This window comes from Pseudomonas sp. A-RE-22 (assembly GCF_019956035.1).
In the GTDB taxonomy this organism is placed as follows: domain Bacteria; phylum Pseudomonadota; class Gammaproteobacteria; order Pseudomonadales; family Pseudomonadaceae; genus Aquipseudomonas; species Aquipseudomonas brassicacearum.
Window position 1 is genome coordinate 50,841 of record NZ_JAHBCZ010000033.1, and the last position, 16,154, is coordinate 66,994.

Genomic DNA, 16,154 nt, shown 5'->3' on the forward strand with positions numbered 1-16,154 from the left:
GAACAAGACTCCGTTCTTAAGGTTGCTTGAGGGCAAGGGCGGTCGGGTTGGCGCTTGGCATCACCTGGGCCGCCAGGCCACCGGCGAACACCTGGTTACCCACCGCCCGCAGGCTGATGACCTGATAGCGCTGGTCGACGGTGACCTTGACCACCGAGCCGCCCACCGAGCTTGGCAAGGTGACCTGGTGCTCGCCTTTCTTCAGGCGCAGGCGCACCACCTGGGTGTAGTCGGGCAGGGTGCGCCAGGTTCGGGTATCGGCACCTTCGAGTACGGCCGAGGTGAGGCCGACGGCCAGGCCGGCCAAGGGATTGGTGTCGTTGATCTGCTTTTGCGCCACGCCACGGGTGACGGCGCGCACGGTGGTGCGCAGGATGATGCCCGGCATGTCGTCGCGCAGGGCGCGGCGGGACATGGCGGTGGTGCTGTTGAGCTGGGTCAGGTCCAACTGACGACCGTCGACACCGATCTGGCTGAAGGTGGCCGTGGAGGTATCAGGCTTGATCAGCGGGAACGACAACGGCGTGATGACCACGTTGCCGCTGATCGGCAAGGGCAGGGGAATGCGGATCGAGTCCCGGGACGGTGCCAGGCCACTCTGCACTACGATCAGGATGTCGCTGTCATCGTTCTTGGTAGCAGGCTTGTCGAGGTTGAGCAGGGCCTGCTCCAGCAGCGGCGTGTTGGGGCGCAGTTCGGCGGCCTTGCGGTAACCCGGTGCGGCCAGGTCCTTTTCACCCAGGGCTTCATAGACGAAGCCGGCCAGGTAATGGCTGAACGCGCTCTGGTAACTGTTTTTCAGGCTGACCACTTCCGGGGCGTCGAGGCTGGCCACCGGATAACCCTTGAGGTCCTTGTATTCGGTCTTGACGCCTTGTTTCTCGGCGTCTTCCTCGCGCTTGAGGTATTCCTTGTCCCGCAGGTCGGCGATCACCGCTTCGCGTTCGTGGGTCTTCTTGATCTGGGTCCGCGCCCCGTCGAAGTCATTCACGGCCAGCAGGTTCAGCGCCATCTGCGTGGTCAGCATGACCTTTTCGTAATCGTAGCCTTCGTAGCGGCGCACTTTATCGTTGACCAGGAAGCTGCCGAACTGGGCCAGGTACTTGGCCGTGTCGAGTTTGACCGCGTCCTCCCATTGGCCAACCTGTTGATCGGCGCTGGTCCAGGCCGTCTGGCTGCCAGACAGGTCGCCCTTGGCGCGCAGCAACTCGCCTTTTTCGAAGTAATACAGCAGGTCCTTGTCCTGGCTGGTGTTGTTCTTTTCCAGCAGCGTCAATGCGCCGTCGACGTTGCCGGAAGCCAACTGCTGGTTGGTCTGGGCCAATTCGCTGTCGTAGTTGCGAAAGGCTGAACAGCCGGACAACAAGGTGATCGCACCGAGGGCGACCGAAAAAACGGCACGGGATGCCATGAACATTTCTTCCCTGAGTAACAGCCGGGGTTTGCGGGTCGGGCTGGAGCGATCCCACGGACAAACGTCGGGACGCTGTCGGTTCCTCATAAGAAGAGGAGCTTTTATGCCATCGAACAATAAGAAGGCGGCGCGATTATAAACATGGCGCTTGGCTATGTAATGGCTTTTCAATCTCGAAATGCCGTTTTTGTGACATCACCTCCAAAGCAGGAATCCGATGAAAATGTGCCGTCAAAGCACATCGGCTCTTGAGCCAAAGTCATTGGAAGTGAACAATGTGTTACTTCTTATTACCAATCGAGAGTCATTCATGACTGCGCCGTTCCGTTTCCTGGCCTGGCTTGTACTGCCATTGCTTGCGCTGTGCAGCACCTCGCTGCTGGCCGACACCGTCGAGGGCGCCCCCCAGGCGCTGCATTTGCTGGATTACATCGGTGCGGACTACCCGGCGACGGTCGAGGCAGGCAAAGTCATCGAGGACGGGGAATACCGCGAGCAGCTGGAATTCACCCAGGTGCTGGCAGGGTTGATCGCCGGGCTGTCGGCCAAACCGGAAAAGGCTGAGCTGACCCAGGGTATCGACACCTTGCGCAGCGCGATCACCCAGCGCCAGGACGGCGGCGACGTCGCGCGCCTGGCGCGGCAACTAGGGGCCAAGCTGGCGGTGGCATATGAAGTCAGCCAGGCGCCGGTGATTACCCCCGATCCCTCCCGCGGCGCGCCGCTGTATGCCCAGAATTGCTCGGTGTGCCATGGGGCCAACGGTGCCGGCGACGGTCCTGCCGGTGTCGGCATGGAACCGCCGCCCGCCAACATGCGGGACGCCCAGCGCCTGGATCGCCTGAGTCTCTATGCGATCTACAACACCGTCGGCATGGGTATCGAAGGCACCGACATGCCGGCCTTCGCCGATCAGCTCGACGATCGTCAGCGCTGGGACCTGGCGACCTACATCGCCAGTTTCAGCGCCGACCCGGCCGCTGCCAAAGGTGAACAGGTCTTCAACCTCGCTGACCTGGCGCGCCAGACCCCGGCCGAAGTCCTCGCCGCGCAAGGCCCGGCAGCGGCGGCGACGTTCCGTGCCCAGCGCGCCCAGCCGCCGCAGGTGCAACGTGGCCCGGCGCAGTTGCTCGACTACACGGCGGCCACCCTGGATAAAAGCATCGCGGCGTACCGTGCCGGTGACCACGACCAGGCCTACGATCTGTCGGTAGCCGCTTACCTGGAAGGTTTCGAGCTGGTGGAAAGCTCGCTGGATAACGTCGACGCCAATGTGCGCAAGGACACCGAAAAGTCCCTGATGGCCTACCGTCAGTCTTTGCAGGACGGTTTGCCGATCGAGCAGGCGGTACAGCGCCTGGACGCGGCCAAGGCCAAGTTGAAGGAGTCAGCCGGCTTGCTGGGCGGCGATGGCTTGAGCTGGTCGTTGAGTTACATCTCCGGGTTGCTGATTCTGCTGCGCGAAGGGCTGGAAGCGATCCTGGTGCTGGCGGCGATCCTGGCGTTCCTGCGCAACACCGGCCAGCAGTCGGCCGTGCGCAGCGTCAACGCCGGTTGGGGCCTGGCGCTGTTGGCCGGCCTGGCGACCTGGGGGCTGGCGGCGTATGTGATCGACGTCAGCGGTGCCCAGCGTGAGCTGCTTGAAGGCGCGACGGCGTTGTTCGCCAGTGTGATGGTGCTGTGGCTGGGTGTGTGGATGCACGACCGTCGCCACGCAGCGGCCTGGCAGGACTACATCAAGAGCAGCCTGGTGGGCGGCGGTGGGCGTTTTGGTTTTGCGATCCTGGCGTTCTTCTCGGTCTACCGCGAACTGTTCGAAGTGATCCTGTTCTACGAAACCCTGTGGCTGCAAGCGGGCCCTGCCGGGCACAACGCGGTGCTGGCCGGTGGCGCGACGGCGCTGGTGTTGTTGGTGGGGCTGGCCTGGGTGATCCTGCGCGGCTCGGCGAAACTGCCGCTGGCGCTGTTCTTCAGTATCAATGCCGCGTTGCTGTGCGCGCTGTCGGTGGTATTCGCCGGTCACGGCGTGAAGGCGTTGCAGGAAGCCGGGATCTTCGGCACCCATCCGGTGGCGTTCTTCGACTTCGACTGGCTGGGCATTCATGCCGACGCCTATTCGCTGGCCGCTCAAGTGGTGGCGATCCTGGCGATCGTGGTGCTGTATGGGCGCAGTTGGGTGGTGGAGAAGCGTCGGCTCCAGGTTTCCTGAAAACCATTCGCTGCGCTCATAATCGCGGGCAAGCCTTGCTCCCACAGTCGGCACTCGCCTGTGGGAGCAAGGCTTGCCCGCGATGCATTTTAATTTAGAGGAAACCATTCAATGCGCGTATGGATCGACGCCGATGCCTGTCCCAAGGCCGCGAAAGACCTGGTGGTCAAGTTCGCCTTGAAGCGCCGGTTCCAGGTGGTGCTGGTGGCTGGTCAGCCGCAGATCAAGCCAGCCCTGGCTTGTGTGAAGCTGATCGTGGTGCCCAGTGGCCCTGATGCGGCGGACGATTACCTGGTGGAGCACGCCGAGCCGGGTGAGCTGGTGATCTGCAGCGATGTGCCCTTGGCCGACCGGTTGGTGAAGAAGGGCGTCGCCGCCCTGGACCCACGAGGCAAAGAGTTCGATGCCCAGAACATGGGCGATCGGCTGGCGGTGCGCAACCTGTTCACCGATTTGCGCGAACAGGGCCACATGGGCGGCGGCCCGGCGGCGTATGGCGAGCGGGACAAGCAGGGGTTTGCCAATGCGCTGGATCGGATCCTGACGCGCCTGACCCGAATCGCTTGAGCCTTGCCCGACCCCCTGTGGGAGCGAGCTTGCTCGCGATGCGGTGTATCAGCCAATGCAAATGTAGCTGAGCCGACGCTATCGCGAGCAAGCTCGCTCCCACAGGGGTAGTGGTGGTGGGGTCAGGCGTCGTTCTCGTGCGTCAGTTCCAACACCCGGTCCACCAGCTTGTTGATGCCAGAAGCCGCTTCGCTGATGTTCTGCGCCAGCATGTAGGCCGGGGTGCTGACCAGTTTGCGTGCGCGGTCTTCAACGATATCGGTGACGGCGCACTCTTCGTGAGTAGCCCCCATTTTGGTCACGGCGGCGGCAGTGTCGACGTCGTTGCCGATGGTGCAGACCACACCCGGGCCATAGATTTTCGCCGCCAGGGCCGGTGAGATGCAGATCAGCCCGACCGGTTTGCCGGCCTCGGCAAAGGCCTCGGTCAGCGCCAGGACTTCTGGTTGGACCGTGCAGCCAGCGCCTTCGACGGCAAAGTTGGAGAGGTTTTTCGCCGAGCCAAAACCGCCGGGTACGATCAGGGCGTCGAAGTCCTCGGCCCTGGCTTCACGCAAGTCCTTCACGTTGCCTCGGGCGATCCGTGCCGATTCCACCAACACATTGCGGCTCTCGGGCATTTCCTCGCCGGTCAGGTGATTGATCACATGCAACTGGGCAATGTTGGGGGCGAAGCACTGGACGTGAGCCCCACGCTGATCGAGGCGCAGCAAGGTGATCACGCTTTCGTGGATCTCGGCGCCGTCATACACGCCACAGCCGGAAAGGATCACTGCAATTTTTTTGCTCATGGGCTTTTCTCCAGATTCATGGCGTTAAATGTCTACTAATTTGTCACTCGTTGCCATAGGGGGATCGGGCAGCTACACCTAATCTGCCGACTATCTCCCCGCCTTGCATGCCCGGGTTGCGTCATGAACTTCATCCTGTATGCCGTGCCGTTCTTCTTCGTGCTGATCGCCGTCGAGTTGCTGGCTGATCGCTGGCGGGGTGTGAGCCACTATCGTGTGGCAGACGCGATCAACAGCTTGAGCACCGGCGTGCTGTCGACCACAACGGGCCTGTTGACCAAGGGCGTGGGGCTGGTGACCTACGCCTTTGCGTTGAAACACCTGGCTGTCATCGAGCTGCCGGCCGACCGGGCCTGGACCTGGGTGTTTGCCTTTGTGCTCTACGACTTCTGCTATTACTGGCTGCACCGCATGGGCCATGAACGCAACATCCTCTGGGCCGCCCATTCGGTGCACCACCAGAGCGAGGACTACAACCTTTCCACGGCGCTGCGCCAGACCAGTACCGGGTTCCTGCTGAGCTGGATCTTCTACCTCCCGCTCGCCGTACTGGGCGTGCCGCTGGTGGTCTTCGTCAGCGTCGCGGCGTTGAATCTGCTGTACCAGTTCTGGGTCCACACCCAGCACATTCCCAAGCTCGGCTGGCTGGAGTGGTGTTTCGTCACGCCGTCCAATCATCGTGCCCACCATGCACAGAACCCTCTCTACATGGATCGCAACTACGGCGGGGTGTTCATTATTTGGGACCGTCTGTTTGGCACCTTCCAGGAAGAAGACGTCAACGAACCGGTGATTTTCGGCGTGACCACGCCGCTGGCGAGCTGGAATCCGTTGTGGGCCAACCTGCAGTTCTATGCGCAGCTATGGGCCGATGCGCGGCGGGCGGGGCGTTGGTGGGACAAGCTGCGGATCTGGCTCATGCCCACCGGTTGGCGACCGGCGGACGTCGCGGCCAAGTACCCGCTGAACAAGCCGGACTTGAGCCAGTTCCGCAAATTCGAGGTGCCGCTGGATGCACGTCAGCAGTGGTACGTGGGGCTGCAGTTCTGCGCCTACATTGCCTTGGGCAGTTATCTGATGAACCTTGAAACCAGCCTGTCGGTCGCCGCCCTGGTGCTGGGTTGGGGCGCGGTGGCGTTCGGTCTGTTCGTGTTGGGCGTGGCCCTGGAGAATCGCCCGTGGGCGTTGCGGCTGGAGCTGTTGCGGCTGGCCTCGAACCTGCCGCTGGTATGGCTGGCGCCCTTGGCCGGGTTGTGGCCGGCCAGCGCTGTGATGAGCCATGGGGCCTGGGCCGGGCTGCTCAGCTACAGCCTGCTCAGCGGCATCGGGCTGTATTGCTGCCGCACTCGGTTTACTCGGTTGGCGTCGTAGGTTCGCCAGACCTGGCTTGCTCCAGGCGCTCGGCTTCGAGGACTTTCCTGGCCAGGCGCGCATTCTTGATGCGTCGGCGCAGCCACAAGACCAGGCCCAGCACCAGCAATGCGCCGAGGACCCACAACTCATACTTCTTGATGCTGCCCAGCATGCCTTCGAGCACCGCGCCAAAGTGGTACGCGGCTGCGGCCAACGCCGTGGCCCAGACCGCCGCACCGATGCCGTTGAGCAACAGGTAGCGACCCGGCGGATAGCCTGACAGGCCGATCGCCACCGGCATCACCGTGCGCAGGCCATAGACGAAGCGGAAGCTCAGGACCCAGATGTCCGGATGCCGGCGAATGTGCTCCAGCGCCCGATCCCCCATCAACTGCCAGCGCGGCTTGCGCGCCAGGAGCTTGCGCCCGTGCTTGCGTCCCAGGAAATACCACAGCTGATCGCCCGCGTAGCTGCCGCAGAACGCCACGACGACCACCAGATTGATGTCCATGTAGCCACGGAACGCCAGGAAACCTGCGAGCACGAGGATAGTTTCGCCTTCGAAGAACGTGCCGATAAACAAGGCCAAGTAGCCGAAGTCATGCAGAAATTGTTGGAGCATTGTCTGGGTGCTGGCGAAATGAACGCGCAGCCTAACCCTTCAGGCACATTCAGGAAAGTATCGAAATGTGTCTCGACGTGAACAATTCCTACAATGACAATAACTGCGACGACAGGACGCAGGTGCACACAACTGTAATGTCTTCGTCATAATGGGCGCTTATAACTGTCACGCTCGCCCGTCAGCACGGGCTCAGGAGTCTGCCGTGAGCTTTACCCCCGCCAATCGTCTGTTCCCTGCTACCCGCCTGCGTCGCAACCGTCGTGATGAGTTCTCTCGTCGGCTGGTGCGTGAAAACGTGCTGACCACCAATGACCTGATCCTGCCGGTATTCGTGCTGGACGGTGAGAACCGTCGCGAAGCGGTGGCGTCGATGCCCGGGGTGGAACGCCTGACCATCGACCTGCTGCTCGAAGAAGCCGCCCACTGGGTCGAGCTGGGCATTCCGGCGCTGGCGCTGTTCCCGGTCACGCCGCCGACCCTCAAGTCCCTGGACGCCGCTGAAGCCTGGAACCCGCAAGGCATCGCCCAACGCGCGACCCGTGCCCTGCGCGCGCGCTTCCCGGAGCTGGGGGTGATCACCGACGTGGCGCTGGACCCGTTCACCACCCACGGGCAGGACGGTATCCTCGATGAAGAAGGCTACGTGCAGAACGACATTACCGTCGATGCACTGGTCAGGCAGGCCCTGTCCCACGCCGAGGCCGGTGCCCAGGTGGTGGCGCCGTCGGACATGATGGACGGGCGCATCCAGGCGATCCGCGAAGCCCTCGAGGTGGCCGGTCACGTCAACGTGCGGATCATGGCCTACTCGGCCAAGTACGCCAGCGCCTATTACGGCCCGTTCCGCGATGCGGTCGGCTCGGCCCTGAACCTGGGCAAGGCCAACAAGGCCTCTTATCAGATGGACCCGGCCAACAGTCAGGAAGCCTTGCACGAAGTGGCGGCTGACTTGTCAGAAGGGGCAGACATGGTCATGGTCAAGCCTGGCATGCCCTACCTCGACATTCTTTGCCGGGTCAAAGACGAATTCAAAGTGCCGACCTTTGTTTATCAGGTCAGCGGCGAGTACGCGATGCACATGGCCGCGATCCAGAACGGCTGGTTGGGCGAAGGGGTGATCCTGGAGTCCTTGACCGCTTTCAAGCGCGCAGGTGCTGATGGCATCCTGACTTACTTTGCTGTGCGCGCCGCCCAATTGTTACGAGAGCAGAAATAGCCTCCCAGGAACTTGCGATGAATACCGAAGGACTCTCCGAAGTTGCCGTAAAAGATGCTCAGCCCGTGGTCGAGCAGATTGCCGAGACACCGCCGACGCTGGAGCCTGCTGCCCCGGCGGTCGTCGAGCCCGCGCCGGCCCCGGCGATTGTGATTCCCAACCTGGATGACAGCAGCCTGTACATCCATCGGGAGCTGTCGCAACTGCAGTTCAACATCCGCGTGCTGGAGCAGGCGCTGGACGAGTCCTACCCGCTGCTGGAGCGGTTGAAGTTCCTGCTGATCTTTTCCAGCAACCTGGATGAGTTTTTCGAGATTCGCGTCGCCGGGCTGAAGAAGCAGATCACCTTCGCCCGTGAACAGGCCGGTGCCGACGGCCTGCAACCGCACCAGGCCCTGGCGCGCATCAGCGAGCTGGTCCACGGCCACGTTGACCGGCAATACGCGATCCTCAACGACATCCTGTTGCCGGAGTTGGAAAAGCACCAGGTGCGCTTCATCCGTCGCCGCTACTGGACCACCAAGCTCAAGACTTGGGTGCGCCGCTATTTCCGCGACGAGATCGCGCCGATCATCACCCCGATCGGCCTCGATCCGACGCACCCGTTCCCGCTGCTGGTCAACAAGAGCCTGAACTTCATCGTCGAACTGGAAGGCATCGACGCCTTCGGTCGCGATTCCGGCCTGGCGATCATTCCGGCGCCACGCCTGCTGCCGCGTATCATCCGCGTGCCGGAAGACGTTGGCGGCCCTGGCGACAATTATGTGTTCCTGTCGTCGATGATCCACGCCCACGCCGATGACCTGTTCCAGGGCATGAAGGTGAAGGGTTGCTACCAGTTCCGCCTGACGCGTAACGCCGACCTGTCGGTGGACACCGAGGACGTCGAAGACCTGGCCCGCGCCCTGCGCGGCGAGCTGTTCTCCCGTCGCTACGGCGATGCGGTGCGCCTGGAGGTGGCCGACACCTGTCCGAAACACCTGTCCGACTACCTGCTCAAGCAGTTCAACCTGCATGAGACCGAGCTGTATCAGGTCAACGGCCCGGTCAACCTGACTCGACTGTTCAGCATCACCGGCCTGGACAGCCATCCGGAACTGCAATACCTGCCGTTCACGCCGCAGATCCCGAAACTGCTGCAGAACAGCGAGAACATTTTCAGCGTGGTCAGCAAGCAGGACATCCTGCTGCTGCACCCGTTCGAGTCGTTCACGCCGGTGGTCGACCTGCTGCGCCAGGCCGCCAAGGACCCCCACGTCCTGGCGGTGCGCCAGACCCTGTACCGCAGCGGCGCCAACTCGGAAATCGTCGATGCCCTGGTGGATGCGGCGCGTAACGGCAAGGAAGTCACGGCAGTGATCGAATTGCGTGCGCGCTTCGACGAGGAATCCAACCTGCAACTGGCCAGCCGCCTGCAAGCGGCCGGTGCGGTGGTGATCTACGGCGTGGTCGGCTTCAAGACCCACGCCAAGATGATGCTCATCCTGCGCCGTGAAGCCGGTGAGATCGTGCGTTACGCCCACTTGGGCACCGGCAACTACCACGCTGCCAACGCCCGCCTGTACACCGACTACAGCCTGCTGACCTCTGACGATGCCTTGTGCGAAGACGTCGGCAAGCTGTTCAGCCAGTTGATCGGCATGGGCAAGACCCTGCGCATGAAGAAACTGCTGCATGCGCCGTTCACCCTGAAAAAGGGCATGCTCGACATGATCGCCCGGGAGACGCAGTTCGCCCTGGACGGCAAGCCGGCCCACATCATTGCCAAGTTCAACTCGCTGACCGACCCGAAGATCATTCGTGCGTTGTACAAGGCCAGCCAGTCGGGCGTGCGCATCGACCTGGTGGTGCGTGGCATGTGCTGCCTGCGACCGGGCATTCCGGGGGTGTCCCACAACATCCACGTACGCTCGATCATCGGGCGCTTCCTGGAACATACGCGGGTGTTCTACTTCCTCAACGGCGGAGAGGAGCAGATGTTTCTGTCCAGCGCCGACTGGATGGAGCGCAACCTCGACAAGCGGGTCGAGACCTGCTTCCCGGTGGAAGGCAAGAAGCTGATCCTGCGGGTCAAGAAAGAGCTGGAAAGCTACCTTACCGACAACACCCACAGCTGGAGCTTGCAGTCGGATGGCCGTTACATCCGCAACACGCCGACCGGCAACCAGAACCCGCGCAGCGCCCAGGCGACCTTGCTCGAGCGCTTGAGCAGCCCGGTGTTGGCGGTTCGTTAAGCGCTTGAAGGTTGGGGGGCAGGCTTAGCTTTTGTGGCGAGGGGATAAATCCCCTCGCCACAGGGGTTGCAGCTGGGCCACAAGGGACTCCAGCAAGCAATCAGTGAATGTTCAGCACAATCCCGACCCGGGTCAGCCATTCCGCTTCCTGGGCGAAGTCGGCCTGGGTCAGTTGGTTCTCTTCCAGCCAATTTTCGGGAAACAGCACATCCAACTGATCGCCATTGGCGTGCAGGACCACCTGGGGCATTTCCTGGGTGCCACGGATGTGATGGAACAGGATCGCAAAGCGCAGCAGCACGCACAGGCGAATCAGCTTGATGCCGTCATCGCCGAACTCGGCAAATTTATCCTTGGGAATGTTGCGCCGATGGCCGCGCACCAACAGCGCGAGCATTTGCTGGTCTTCCCGGGAAAACCCCGCCAGGTCCGAATGCTCGATCAGGTAGGCGCCATGCTTGTGGTAGTGATAGTGGGCGATGTCCAGGCCTACTTCATGGACCTTGGCGGCCCAGCCCAGCAACTCGCGCCAGACCCCGTCGTTCAAGTCCCAATCGTCGGCCACCTGGTCGAAGGCGTGCAGCGCCTTGCGTTCGACCCGTACGGCCTGTTCCAGGTCGACGTGATAACGCTCCATGAGCGAGCCCAGGGTGCGCTCGCGCACGTCTTCGTGATGATGACGCCCCAGCAGGTCATACAGCACGCCTTCGCGCAGGGCGCCTTCACAGTGGTCCATGCGTTGCAGTTCGAGGGCGTCGAAAATCGCCTCGAGGATGGCCAGGCCCGCGGGGAAAATCGCCCGGCGATCAGGCTTGATGCCTTCGAAATCGATCTTGTCCGCTTCGCCGAGCTTGAACACCCTGCGCTTGAGCCAGGCCAGGCCCTCGGCGTTGACCTCGCCAGTGCCGTGACCGCCGGCCTTGAGAGCCAGGCCTATGGCCCGAATGGTCCCTGAGGAGCCGATGGCTTCGTCCCAGGTCAGGCGGTGCAGGGCGTGTTCGATGCTCATGATTTCCAGGCGCGCTGCCGTGTAGGCCTGGGCGTAGCGGGCCGGGGTGATCTTGCCGTCGCGGAAATAGCGCTGGGTGTAGCTGACGCAGCCCATCTGCAGGCTTTCGCGCAGCAGCGGTTCGAAGCGCTGGCCGATGATGAATTCGGTACTGCCGCCACCGATGTCCGCCACCAGGCGCTTGCCCGGGGTGTCGGCCAATGTGTGGGAGACGCCCAGATAGATCAGGCGGGCTTCTTCACGGCCGGAAATGACTTCTACCGGATGCCCGAGGATTTCTTCGGCGCGGCGGATGAACTCGCCACGGTTGCGCGCCTCGCGCAGGGCGTTGGTGCCCACGATCCGCACCGCGCCCAGGGGCATGCCGTTGATCAGTTGGGCAAACCGCTTGAGGCAATCGAGCCCGCGCTGGATGGATTCTTCGCTCAGCTTGCGCTCTTCGTCGATACCGGCGGCCAATTGGACCTTCTCGCCGAGCCGCTCAAGAATGCGGATTTCCCCGTTCTGGGCCTTGGCGACGACCATGTGGAAGCTGTTGGAGCCCAGGTCTATGGCAGCGATCAGGGACAGATTCTTGGCTTGGGATGGCGGCATGGTCAAAAAGTCTCGGTCGATAACCTCGCCATCCTGCCACGATCGACCGCTTACGCCAACGCAAAGGCGACCGCTTTGCGGTCAATCGCGAGCAAGCTCGCTCCCACATGGGTTCTGCGTCGTGTGCACAATCGCAGGCAACCGATAATCCTGTGGGAGCGAGCTTGCTCGCGATGAGGCCAGAGCCGGTAACGCAGATTCTCAGGCTGCCGGCTCGACCATCCCGATAAAATTCGCCAGCTCCGCCGTCTGCGGATTGGCGAACAGCACCTTGGGATCGCCCACCTCATGCACCTTGCCCTGGTGCATGAATACCAGCTTGTCGCCGACTTCCCGGGCAAAACGCATTTCATGGGTGACCATGATCAGCGTCATGCCTTCCTTGGCCAATTGGCGCACCACGCTGAGCACTTCATTGACCAGCTCCGGGTCCAGGGCCGAGGTGATTTCGTCGCACAGCAGCACCTTCGGCGACATCGCCAGCGCCCGGGCAATCGCGACCCGTTGTTGCTGGCCACCAGACAAGCGGTCCGGGAAGGCATCGAATTTCTCGCCAAGCCCGACCCGTTCCAGCATCTGCCGCGCCAGCACGGCCGCCTTGGCCTTGGGCACTTTTTGCACAACTTGCGGTGCGAGCATGACGTTCTCGCCCACCGTCAGGTGCGGGAACAGGTTGAACTGCTGGAACACCATTCCGACTTTCTGCCGCAGGCTGCGCAGGTCGGCGCGGGCCGCATCGAGGTATTCGCCGTCGACTTCGATCACGCCGTCGTTGATCGATTCCAATCCATTGAGGGTGCGCAGCAAGGTGGATTTGCCCGAGCCGCTGCGGCCGATGATCGCCACCACCTGGCCTTCCTCGACACTCAGGTCGATGCCTTTGAGCACGTGATGATCGCCGTAGTATTTATGCAGGGCGGTAATTCTAAGCAGAGGCATGCAGTCTCCTTTCCAGGTAGCGCGCACTGAGGGACAAGGGGTAGCAGAGCAGGAAATAGCCGAGGGCGACCAGGCCATAGACCATGAACGGCTCGAACGTGGCGTTGGCGAGCATGCCGCCGGTCTTGGTCAGTTCGGTAAAGCCAATGATCGAGGTCACGGCCGTGCCCTTGACCACTTGCACCGAAAAGCCCACGGTCGGCGCCACGGCGATGCGCAGGGCCTGGGGCAGGATCACGTAGCGCAACTGCTCCAGCGGGTTGAGGGCCAGGCTCGCCGAGGCTTCCCACTGGCCATGGGAAATCGAGTCGACACAACCGCGCCAGATCTCCGCCAGGTAGGCGCTAGTAAACAGCGTCAAGGCAATCGCCGCCGCCATCCAGGGGGAAATCTCCACCCCGGCCAGGGCCACGCCGAAGAACACCAGGAACAGTTGCATCAACAGCGGTGTGCCTTGGAACAGCTCAATGTAGGTACGGGCGATATTGCGGGGCAGGGCGCTCTTGGAGATGCGCAACACCATGATCAGCAAGCCGATCACGCCGCCACCGATAAACGCCACCAGCGACAGCGCCAGGGTCCATTGCAGGCCGGTGAGCAGGTTGCGCACCACGTCCCAGAAAGTGAAATCGCTCATCGGCCGCTCCCGTTGCTGCTCTTGTACAGGCAGCGGCGACCCACCCAATTCAGGAACTGGCGGATCAACAGCGCCATGCACAAGTAGATGAGCGTGGTCAGCGCATAGGTTTCGAAGGCGCGGAAGTTGCGCGACTGGATGAAGTTGGCGGCAAAGCTCAACTCTTCGGTGGCGATCTGCGAACAGACCGCCGAGCCGAGCATCACGATGATGATCTGGCTGCTCAGGGCCGGCCAGACCTTGCCCAGTGCCGGCAGCAGCACCACGTGGCGGAAGGCCTCGAAACGGCTCATCGCCAGGGCCGCGGCGGCTTCCAGTTGCCCCCGCGGGATCGCCTGGATGCCGGCGCGAATGATCTCGGTGGAGTAGGCGCCGAGGTTGATCACCATCGCCAATACCGCCGCCTGCCATTCGGAAATCTGCAGGCCCAGGGACGGCAAGCCGAAGAAGATGAAAAACAGCTGCACCAGGAACGGTGTGTTGCGGATCAACTCCACGTACACGCCGAAGATCGCCGCGAACGGACGAATGTTCCACGCCCGCACCACGGCCCCGACGATGCCCAGGCTGACCCCGAGCAACGTACCGATGGCCGTCAGTTCCAGGGTGAACAGCGCGCCGCGCAACAGCAGCTCGGTGTTTTGCACCACCGGCAGAAAATCGAACTGATAAGCCATGCTCAGCCTCTCAAGCGACGATCAGAGATCGGCCGGCAGCGGCTGCTTGAGCCAGGTCTGGGAGTTTTTCTCCAGGCTGCCATCGGTCTTGGCGGTGGCGAGGATCTGGTTGACCTTGTCCAATAGCGCCGGCTCGTTCTTGTTCACGCCTACGTACACCGGCGAGTCCTTGAGTTTTACCTTCAGCGCTGGAACACGCTTGGGGTTGCGTTCGCTGATGGCGACCATCACCACGTTGCCGCTGGCGATCAAGTCCACTTGACCGGCCAGGTAGGCGGCGATGGTCGAGTTGTTGTCTTCGAAGCGCTTGATGGTGGTGCCTTCGGGGGCGACCTTGGTCAGCTCGATGTCTTCGATGGCGCCACGGGTGACGCTGATGGTCTTGCCCTTGAGGTCGTCCAGGTTGTTGATGGCGGCGTCAGGCGGGCCGAACACGGCCAGGTAGAACGGCGCATAGGCGCTGGAGAAGTCGATGACCTTTTCCCGCTCCGGGTTCTTGCCCAGGCTGGAAATCACCAGGTCGACCTTGCCGGTGGTCAGGAAGGGGATGCGGTTGGTGCTGTTGACCGGCGTCAGTTCAAGCTTGACCTTGAGCTGGTCGGCCAGCAGTTTTGCAGTGTCGATGTCCAGGCCGCGGGGTTTCATGTCCGGGCCTACCGAACCGAATGGAGGGAAGTCCTGGGGCACGGCAACCTTGAGGGTGCCACGCTTGACCACGTCTTCCAGGCCATCGGCGTGGGCGGGTAGCTGACAGAGCATCAGGCTGGCAAACAGGGCTGTGAGCAGGGCGCTGCAACGCTGAATCATGGCGAATCTCCGCAATCGGTGATGTGATTTCTGCGTTCGGACAGAGCACAGGCCATGCCAAGGCGACTTTTCAGCGGGCCAAGCCACGGTTTTGCTGGTGGGGCGCGGTCTTACTGGTCTGAACAGTCGTGGCATTTTTCGCACCGTTATCGGGCGTCGGTATTTGTCGCCGAACCCTGCTGGGGCACGACTTGCCGGGCGTGGCGAATAGCTTTACAACTAGCCGCTCACTGGCCCGGTTCGTCTTGAAAATCATGAATTCCATCGCTCGCGCCGTTCCTGAAGTGGCCCTGCAAGCCATCCGCAAACTGATTGTCGATGAAGGCTTCGGCCCGGGCGATGCGTTGCCGTCGCAACGGGACCTGGCGCTGCAATTGGGGGTGAGTCGGGCATCGTTGCGCGAAGCGCTGTCATCCCTCAGTGCCCTGGGCATGATTAGCGTGCAGCCGGGCAAGGGGGTGTTCGTGCAGGCCCCGGTAGAGGCCCCGCGCAGCGAATCGGCGCCGGGCTGGCCGTTCGCGGCCCAGGCCTCGCCAGTGGATATCTTCCAGTTGCGCTACGCCCTGGAGGGTTTCGCGGCAGGGTTGGCGGCGGTGACCCTCAGCGCCGATGAGCTGGACACGCTGCAAGACAATGTCGAAGCCATGCGCCGGGAACTGAAGATCGGCGATTTCGACGCCGCCGCGCGGCTGGATTTCGAATTTCATCGGCGAATCCTGTTGGCCAGCGGCAACCAGGCGATGCTGAGCATCCTCACCGCCAGCGCCGACATCTTCCTGGAAAGCCAGAAACTACCGTTCATCAGGGCGGAGCGGGCAATGGAAACCTGGCAGGAGCACCGCAAGATCCTTCGCGCCCTGGCCCGTCGGGCTTCAGGCGCTGCGCAAAAAGCCATGCAGGAACATGTACGTAACGCCGCACTGCGTACCGGGATTTCCTTCGTCGCCCCCGCGGCTTCGTGACGTCGGCCATACCCAAAGCCATCGACCGCCATAGCGAGACTCAATCAACTGCGGCTTCCTGAACCCGGGAAGGGCCGCTATGATGGGCCACGTTTTTTTGCTGACAACCCCGGAGATTTC

At 62.3% G+C, this 16,154-nt stretch carries 14 protein-coding genes; 6 read left to right on the top strand and 8 right to left on the bottom strand.

Features of this window, described 5'->3' with window-relative positions; translation table 11 throughout:
- Positions 1-16 precede the first annotated feature (16 nt).
- Positions 17-1,411: a COG3014 family protein gene (locus tag KGA89_RS16825; protein ID WP_027912773.1), complete on the bottom strand. Its 1,395-nt coding sequence runs from the start codon at positions 1,409-1,411 to the stop codon at positions 17-19.
- Positions 1,412-1,724: 313 nt separating this feature from the next.
- Here KGA89_RS16825 and KGA89_RS16830 point away from each other — a divergent pair, with 313 nt between their 5' ends.
- Positions 1,725-3,623, top strand: coding sequence for an FTR1 family protein (locus KGA89_RS16830; protein WP_223472076.1), 1,899 nt, complete (start codon positions 1,725-1,727; stop codon positions 3,621-3,623).
- A 111-nt stretch (positions 3,624-3,734) separates the two neighbouring features.
- The gene (locus tag KGA89_RS16835; RefSeq protein WP_003206748.1) at positions 3,735-4,190 is read left to right on the top strand and encodes a YaiI/YqxD family protein; all 456 of its coding nucleotides are present in this window, start codon (positions 3,735-3,737) and stop codon (positions 4,188-4,190) included.
- A gap of 122 nt (positions 4,191-4,312) precedes the next feature.
- Here the strand turns inward: KGA89_RS16835 and elbB are convergent, their stop codons facing one another.
- Positions 4,313-4,981, bottom strand: a complete 669-nt coding sequence (elbB, locus tag KGA89_RS16840; RefSeq protein ID WP_003206746.1) for an isoprenoid biosynthesis glyoxalase ElbB — start codon at positions 4,979-4,981, stop codon at positions 4,313-4,315.
- A 123-nt stretch (positions 4,982-5,104) separates the two neighbouring features.
- On the opposite strand from elbB, the gene KGA89_RS16845 reads away from it, so the two are divergent.
- Complete coding sequence (locus KGA89_RS16845; RefSeq protein WP_223472077.1) at positions 5,105-6,352, top strand: sterol desaturase family protein; 1,248 nt, start codon at positions 5,105-5,107, stop codon at positions 6,350-6,352.
- On the opposite strand, the gene KGA89_RS16850 is transcribed toward KGA89_RS16845, so the two are convergent.
- Entirely contained in the window at positions 6,333-6,956 is a 624-nt protein-coding gene (locus tag KGA89_RS16850) for a DedA family protein (protein WP_057449464.1), read from the bottom strand. The two genes, KGA89_RS16845 and KGA89_RS16850, sit on opposite strands and share 20 nt — an antisense overlap.
- Positions 6,957-7,161: 205 nt before the next feature.
- On the opposite strand from KGA89_RS16850, the gene hemB reads away from it, so the two are divergent.
- Together hemB and ppk1 are read left to right on the top strand one after the other, a co-directional pair.
- Complete coding sequence (gene hemB / locus KGA89_RS16855) at positions 7,162-8,175, top strand: porphobilinogen synthase (protein WP_003206741.1); 1,014 nt, start codon at positions 7,162-7,164, stop codon at positions 8,173-8,175.
- A 17-nt stretch (positions 8,176-8,192) separates the two neighbouring features.
- Positions 8,193-10,409, top strand: coding sequence for a polyphosphate kinase 1 (gene ppk1, locus KGA89_RS16860; RefSeq protein WP_003206739.1), 2,217 nt, complete (start codon positions 8,193-8,195; stop codon positions 10,407-10,409).
- Between the two features lie 100 nt (positions 10,410-10,509).
- Here the strand turns inward: ppk1 and ppx are convergent, their stop codons facing one another.
- The 5 genes from ppx to KGA89_RS16885 all read right to left on the bottom strand — a co-directional run bounded on the left by ppx (position 10,510) and on the right by KGA89_RS16885 (position 15,072).
- Entirely contained in the window at positions 10,510-12,012 is a 1,503-nt protein-coding gene (ppx, locus tag KGA89_RS16865) for an exopolyphosphatase (RefSeq protein ID WP_003206738.1), read from the bottom strand.
- Positions 12,013-12,213: 201 nt separating this feature from the next.
- The gene (locus KGA89_RS16870; RefSeq protein ID WP_003206736.1) at positions 12,214-12,951 is read right to left on the bottom strand and encodes an amino acid ABC transporter ATP-binding protein; all 738 of its coding nucleotides are present in this window, start codon (positions 12,949-12,951) and stop codon (positions 12,214-12,216) included.
- Complete coding sequence (locus tag KGA89_RS16875; RefSeq protein WP_003206735.1) at positions 12,938-13,588, bottom strand: amino acid ABC transporter permease; 651 nt, start codon at positions 13,586-13,588, stop codon at positions 12,938-12,940. The genes KGA89_RS16870 and KGA89_RS16875 overlap by 14 nt, the downstream gene beginning before the upstream one ends.
- The gene (locus KGA89_RS16880) at positions 13,585-14,265 is read right to left on the bottom strand and encodes an amino acid ABC transporter permease (protein WP_003206733.1); all 681 of its coding nucleotides are present in this window, start codon (positions 14,263-14,265) and stop codon (positions 13,585-13,587) included. The genes KGA89_RS16875 and KGA89_RS16880 overlap by 4 nt, the downstream gene beginning before the upstream one ends.
- Positions 14,266-14,286: 21 nt before the next feature.
- Positions 14,287-15,072: a transporter substrate-binding domain-containing protein gene (locus KGA89_RS16885; RefSeq protein ID WP_014340791.1), complete on the bottom strand. Its 786-nt coding sequence runs from the start codon at positions 15,070-15,072 to the stop codon at positions 14,287-14,289.
- A 254-nt stretch (positions 15,073-15,326) separates the two neighbouring features.
- Between KGA89_RS16885 and KGA89_RS16890 the strand changes: the two genes are divergently transcribed.
- Complete coding sequence (locus KGA89_RS16890; protein ID WP_003206729.1) at positions 15,327-16,034, top strand: FadR/GntR family transcriptional regulator; 708 nt, start codon at positions 15,327-15,329, stop codon at positions 16,032-16,034.
- Positions 16,035-16,154: the final 120 nt, after the last annotated feature.

What these genes read in the sequence shown, in the direction of transcription:
- KGA89_RS16825 (WP_027912773.1), bottom strand. Translation starts at nt 1,411, where the DNA reads ATGGCATCCCGTGCCGTTTTTTCGGTCGCCCTCGGTGCGATCACCTTG.
- KGA89_RS16830 (WP_223472076.1), top strand. Translation starts at nt 1,725, where the DNA reads ATGACTGCGCCGTTCCGTTTCCTGGCCTGGCTTGTACTGCCATTGCTT.
- KGA89_RS16835 (WP_003206748.1), top strand. Translation starts at nt 3,735, where the DNA reads ATGCGCGTATGGATCGACGCCGATGCCTGTCCCAAGGCCGCGAAAGAC.
- elbB (WP_003206746.1), bottom strand. Translation starts at nt 4,981, where the DNA reads ATGAGCAAAAAAATTGCAGTGATCCTTTCCGGCTGTGGCGTGTATGAC.
- KGA89_RS16845 (WP_223472077.1), top strand. Translation starts at nt 5,105, where the DNA reads ATGAACTTCATCCTGTATGCCGTGCCGTTCTTCTTCGTGCTGATCGCC.
- KGA89_RS16850 (WP_057449464.1), bottom strand. Translation starts at nt 6,956, where the DNA reads ATGCTCCAACAATTTCTGCATGACTTCGGCTACTTGGCCTTGTTTATC.
- ppk1 (WP_003206739.1), top strand. Translation starts at nt 8,193, where the DNA reads ATGAATACCGAAGGACTCTCCGAAGTTGCCGTAAAAGATGCTCAGCCC.
- ppx (WP_003206738.1), bottom strand. Translation starts at nt 12,012, where the DNA reads ATGCCGCCATCCCAAGCCAAGAATCTGTCCCTGATCGCTGCCATAGAC.
- KGA89_RS16870 (WP_003206736.1), bottom strand. Translation starts at nt 12,951, where the DNA reads ATGCCTCTGCTTAGAATTACCGCCCTGCATAAATACTACGGCGATCAT.
- KGA89_RS16875 (WP_003206735.1), bottom strand. Translation starts at nt 13,588, where the DNA reads ATGAGCGATTTCACTTTCTGGGACGTGGTGCGCAACCTGCTCACCGGC.
- KGA89_RS16880 (WP_003206733.1), bottom strand. Translation starts at nt 14,265, where the DNA reads ATGGCTTATCAGTTCGATTTTCTGCCGGTGGTGCAAAACACCGAGCTG.
- KGA89_RS16885 (WP_014340791.1), bottom strand. Translation starts at nt 15,072, where the DNA reads ATGATTCAGCGTTGCAGCGCCCTGCTCACAGCCCTGTTTGCCAGCCTG.
- KGA89_RS16890 (WP_003206729.1), top strand. Translation starts at nt 15,327, where the DNA reads ATGAATTCCATCGCTCGCGCCGTTCCTGAAGTGGCCCTGCAAGCCATC.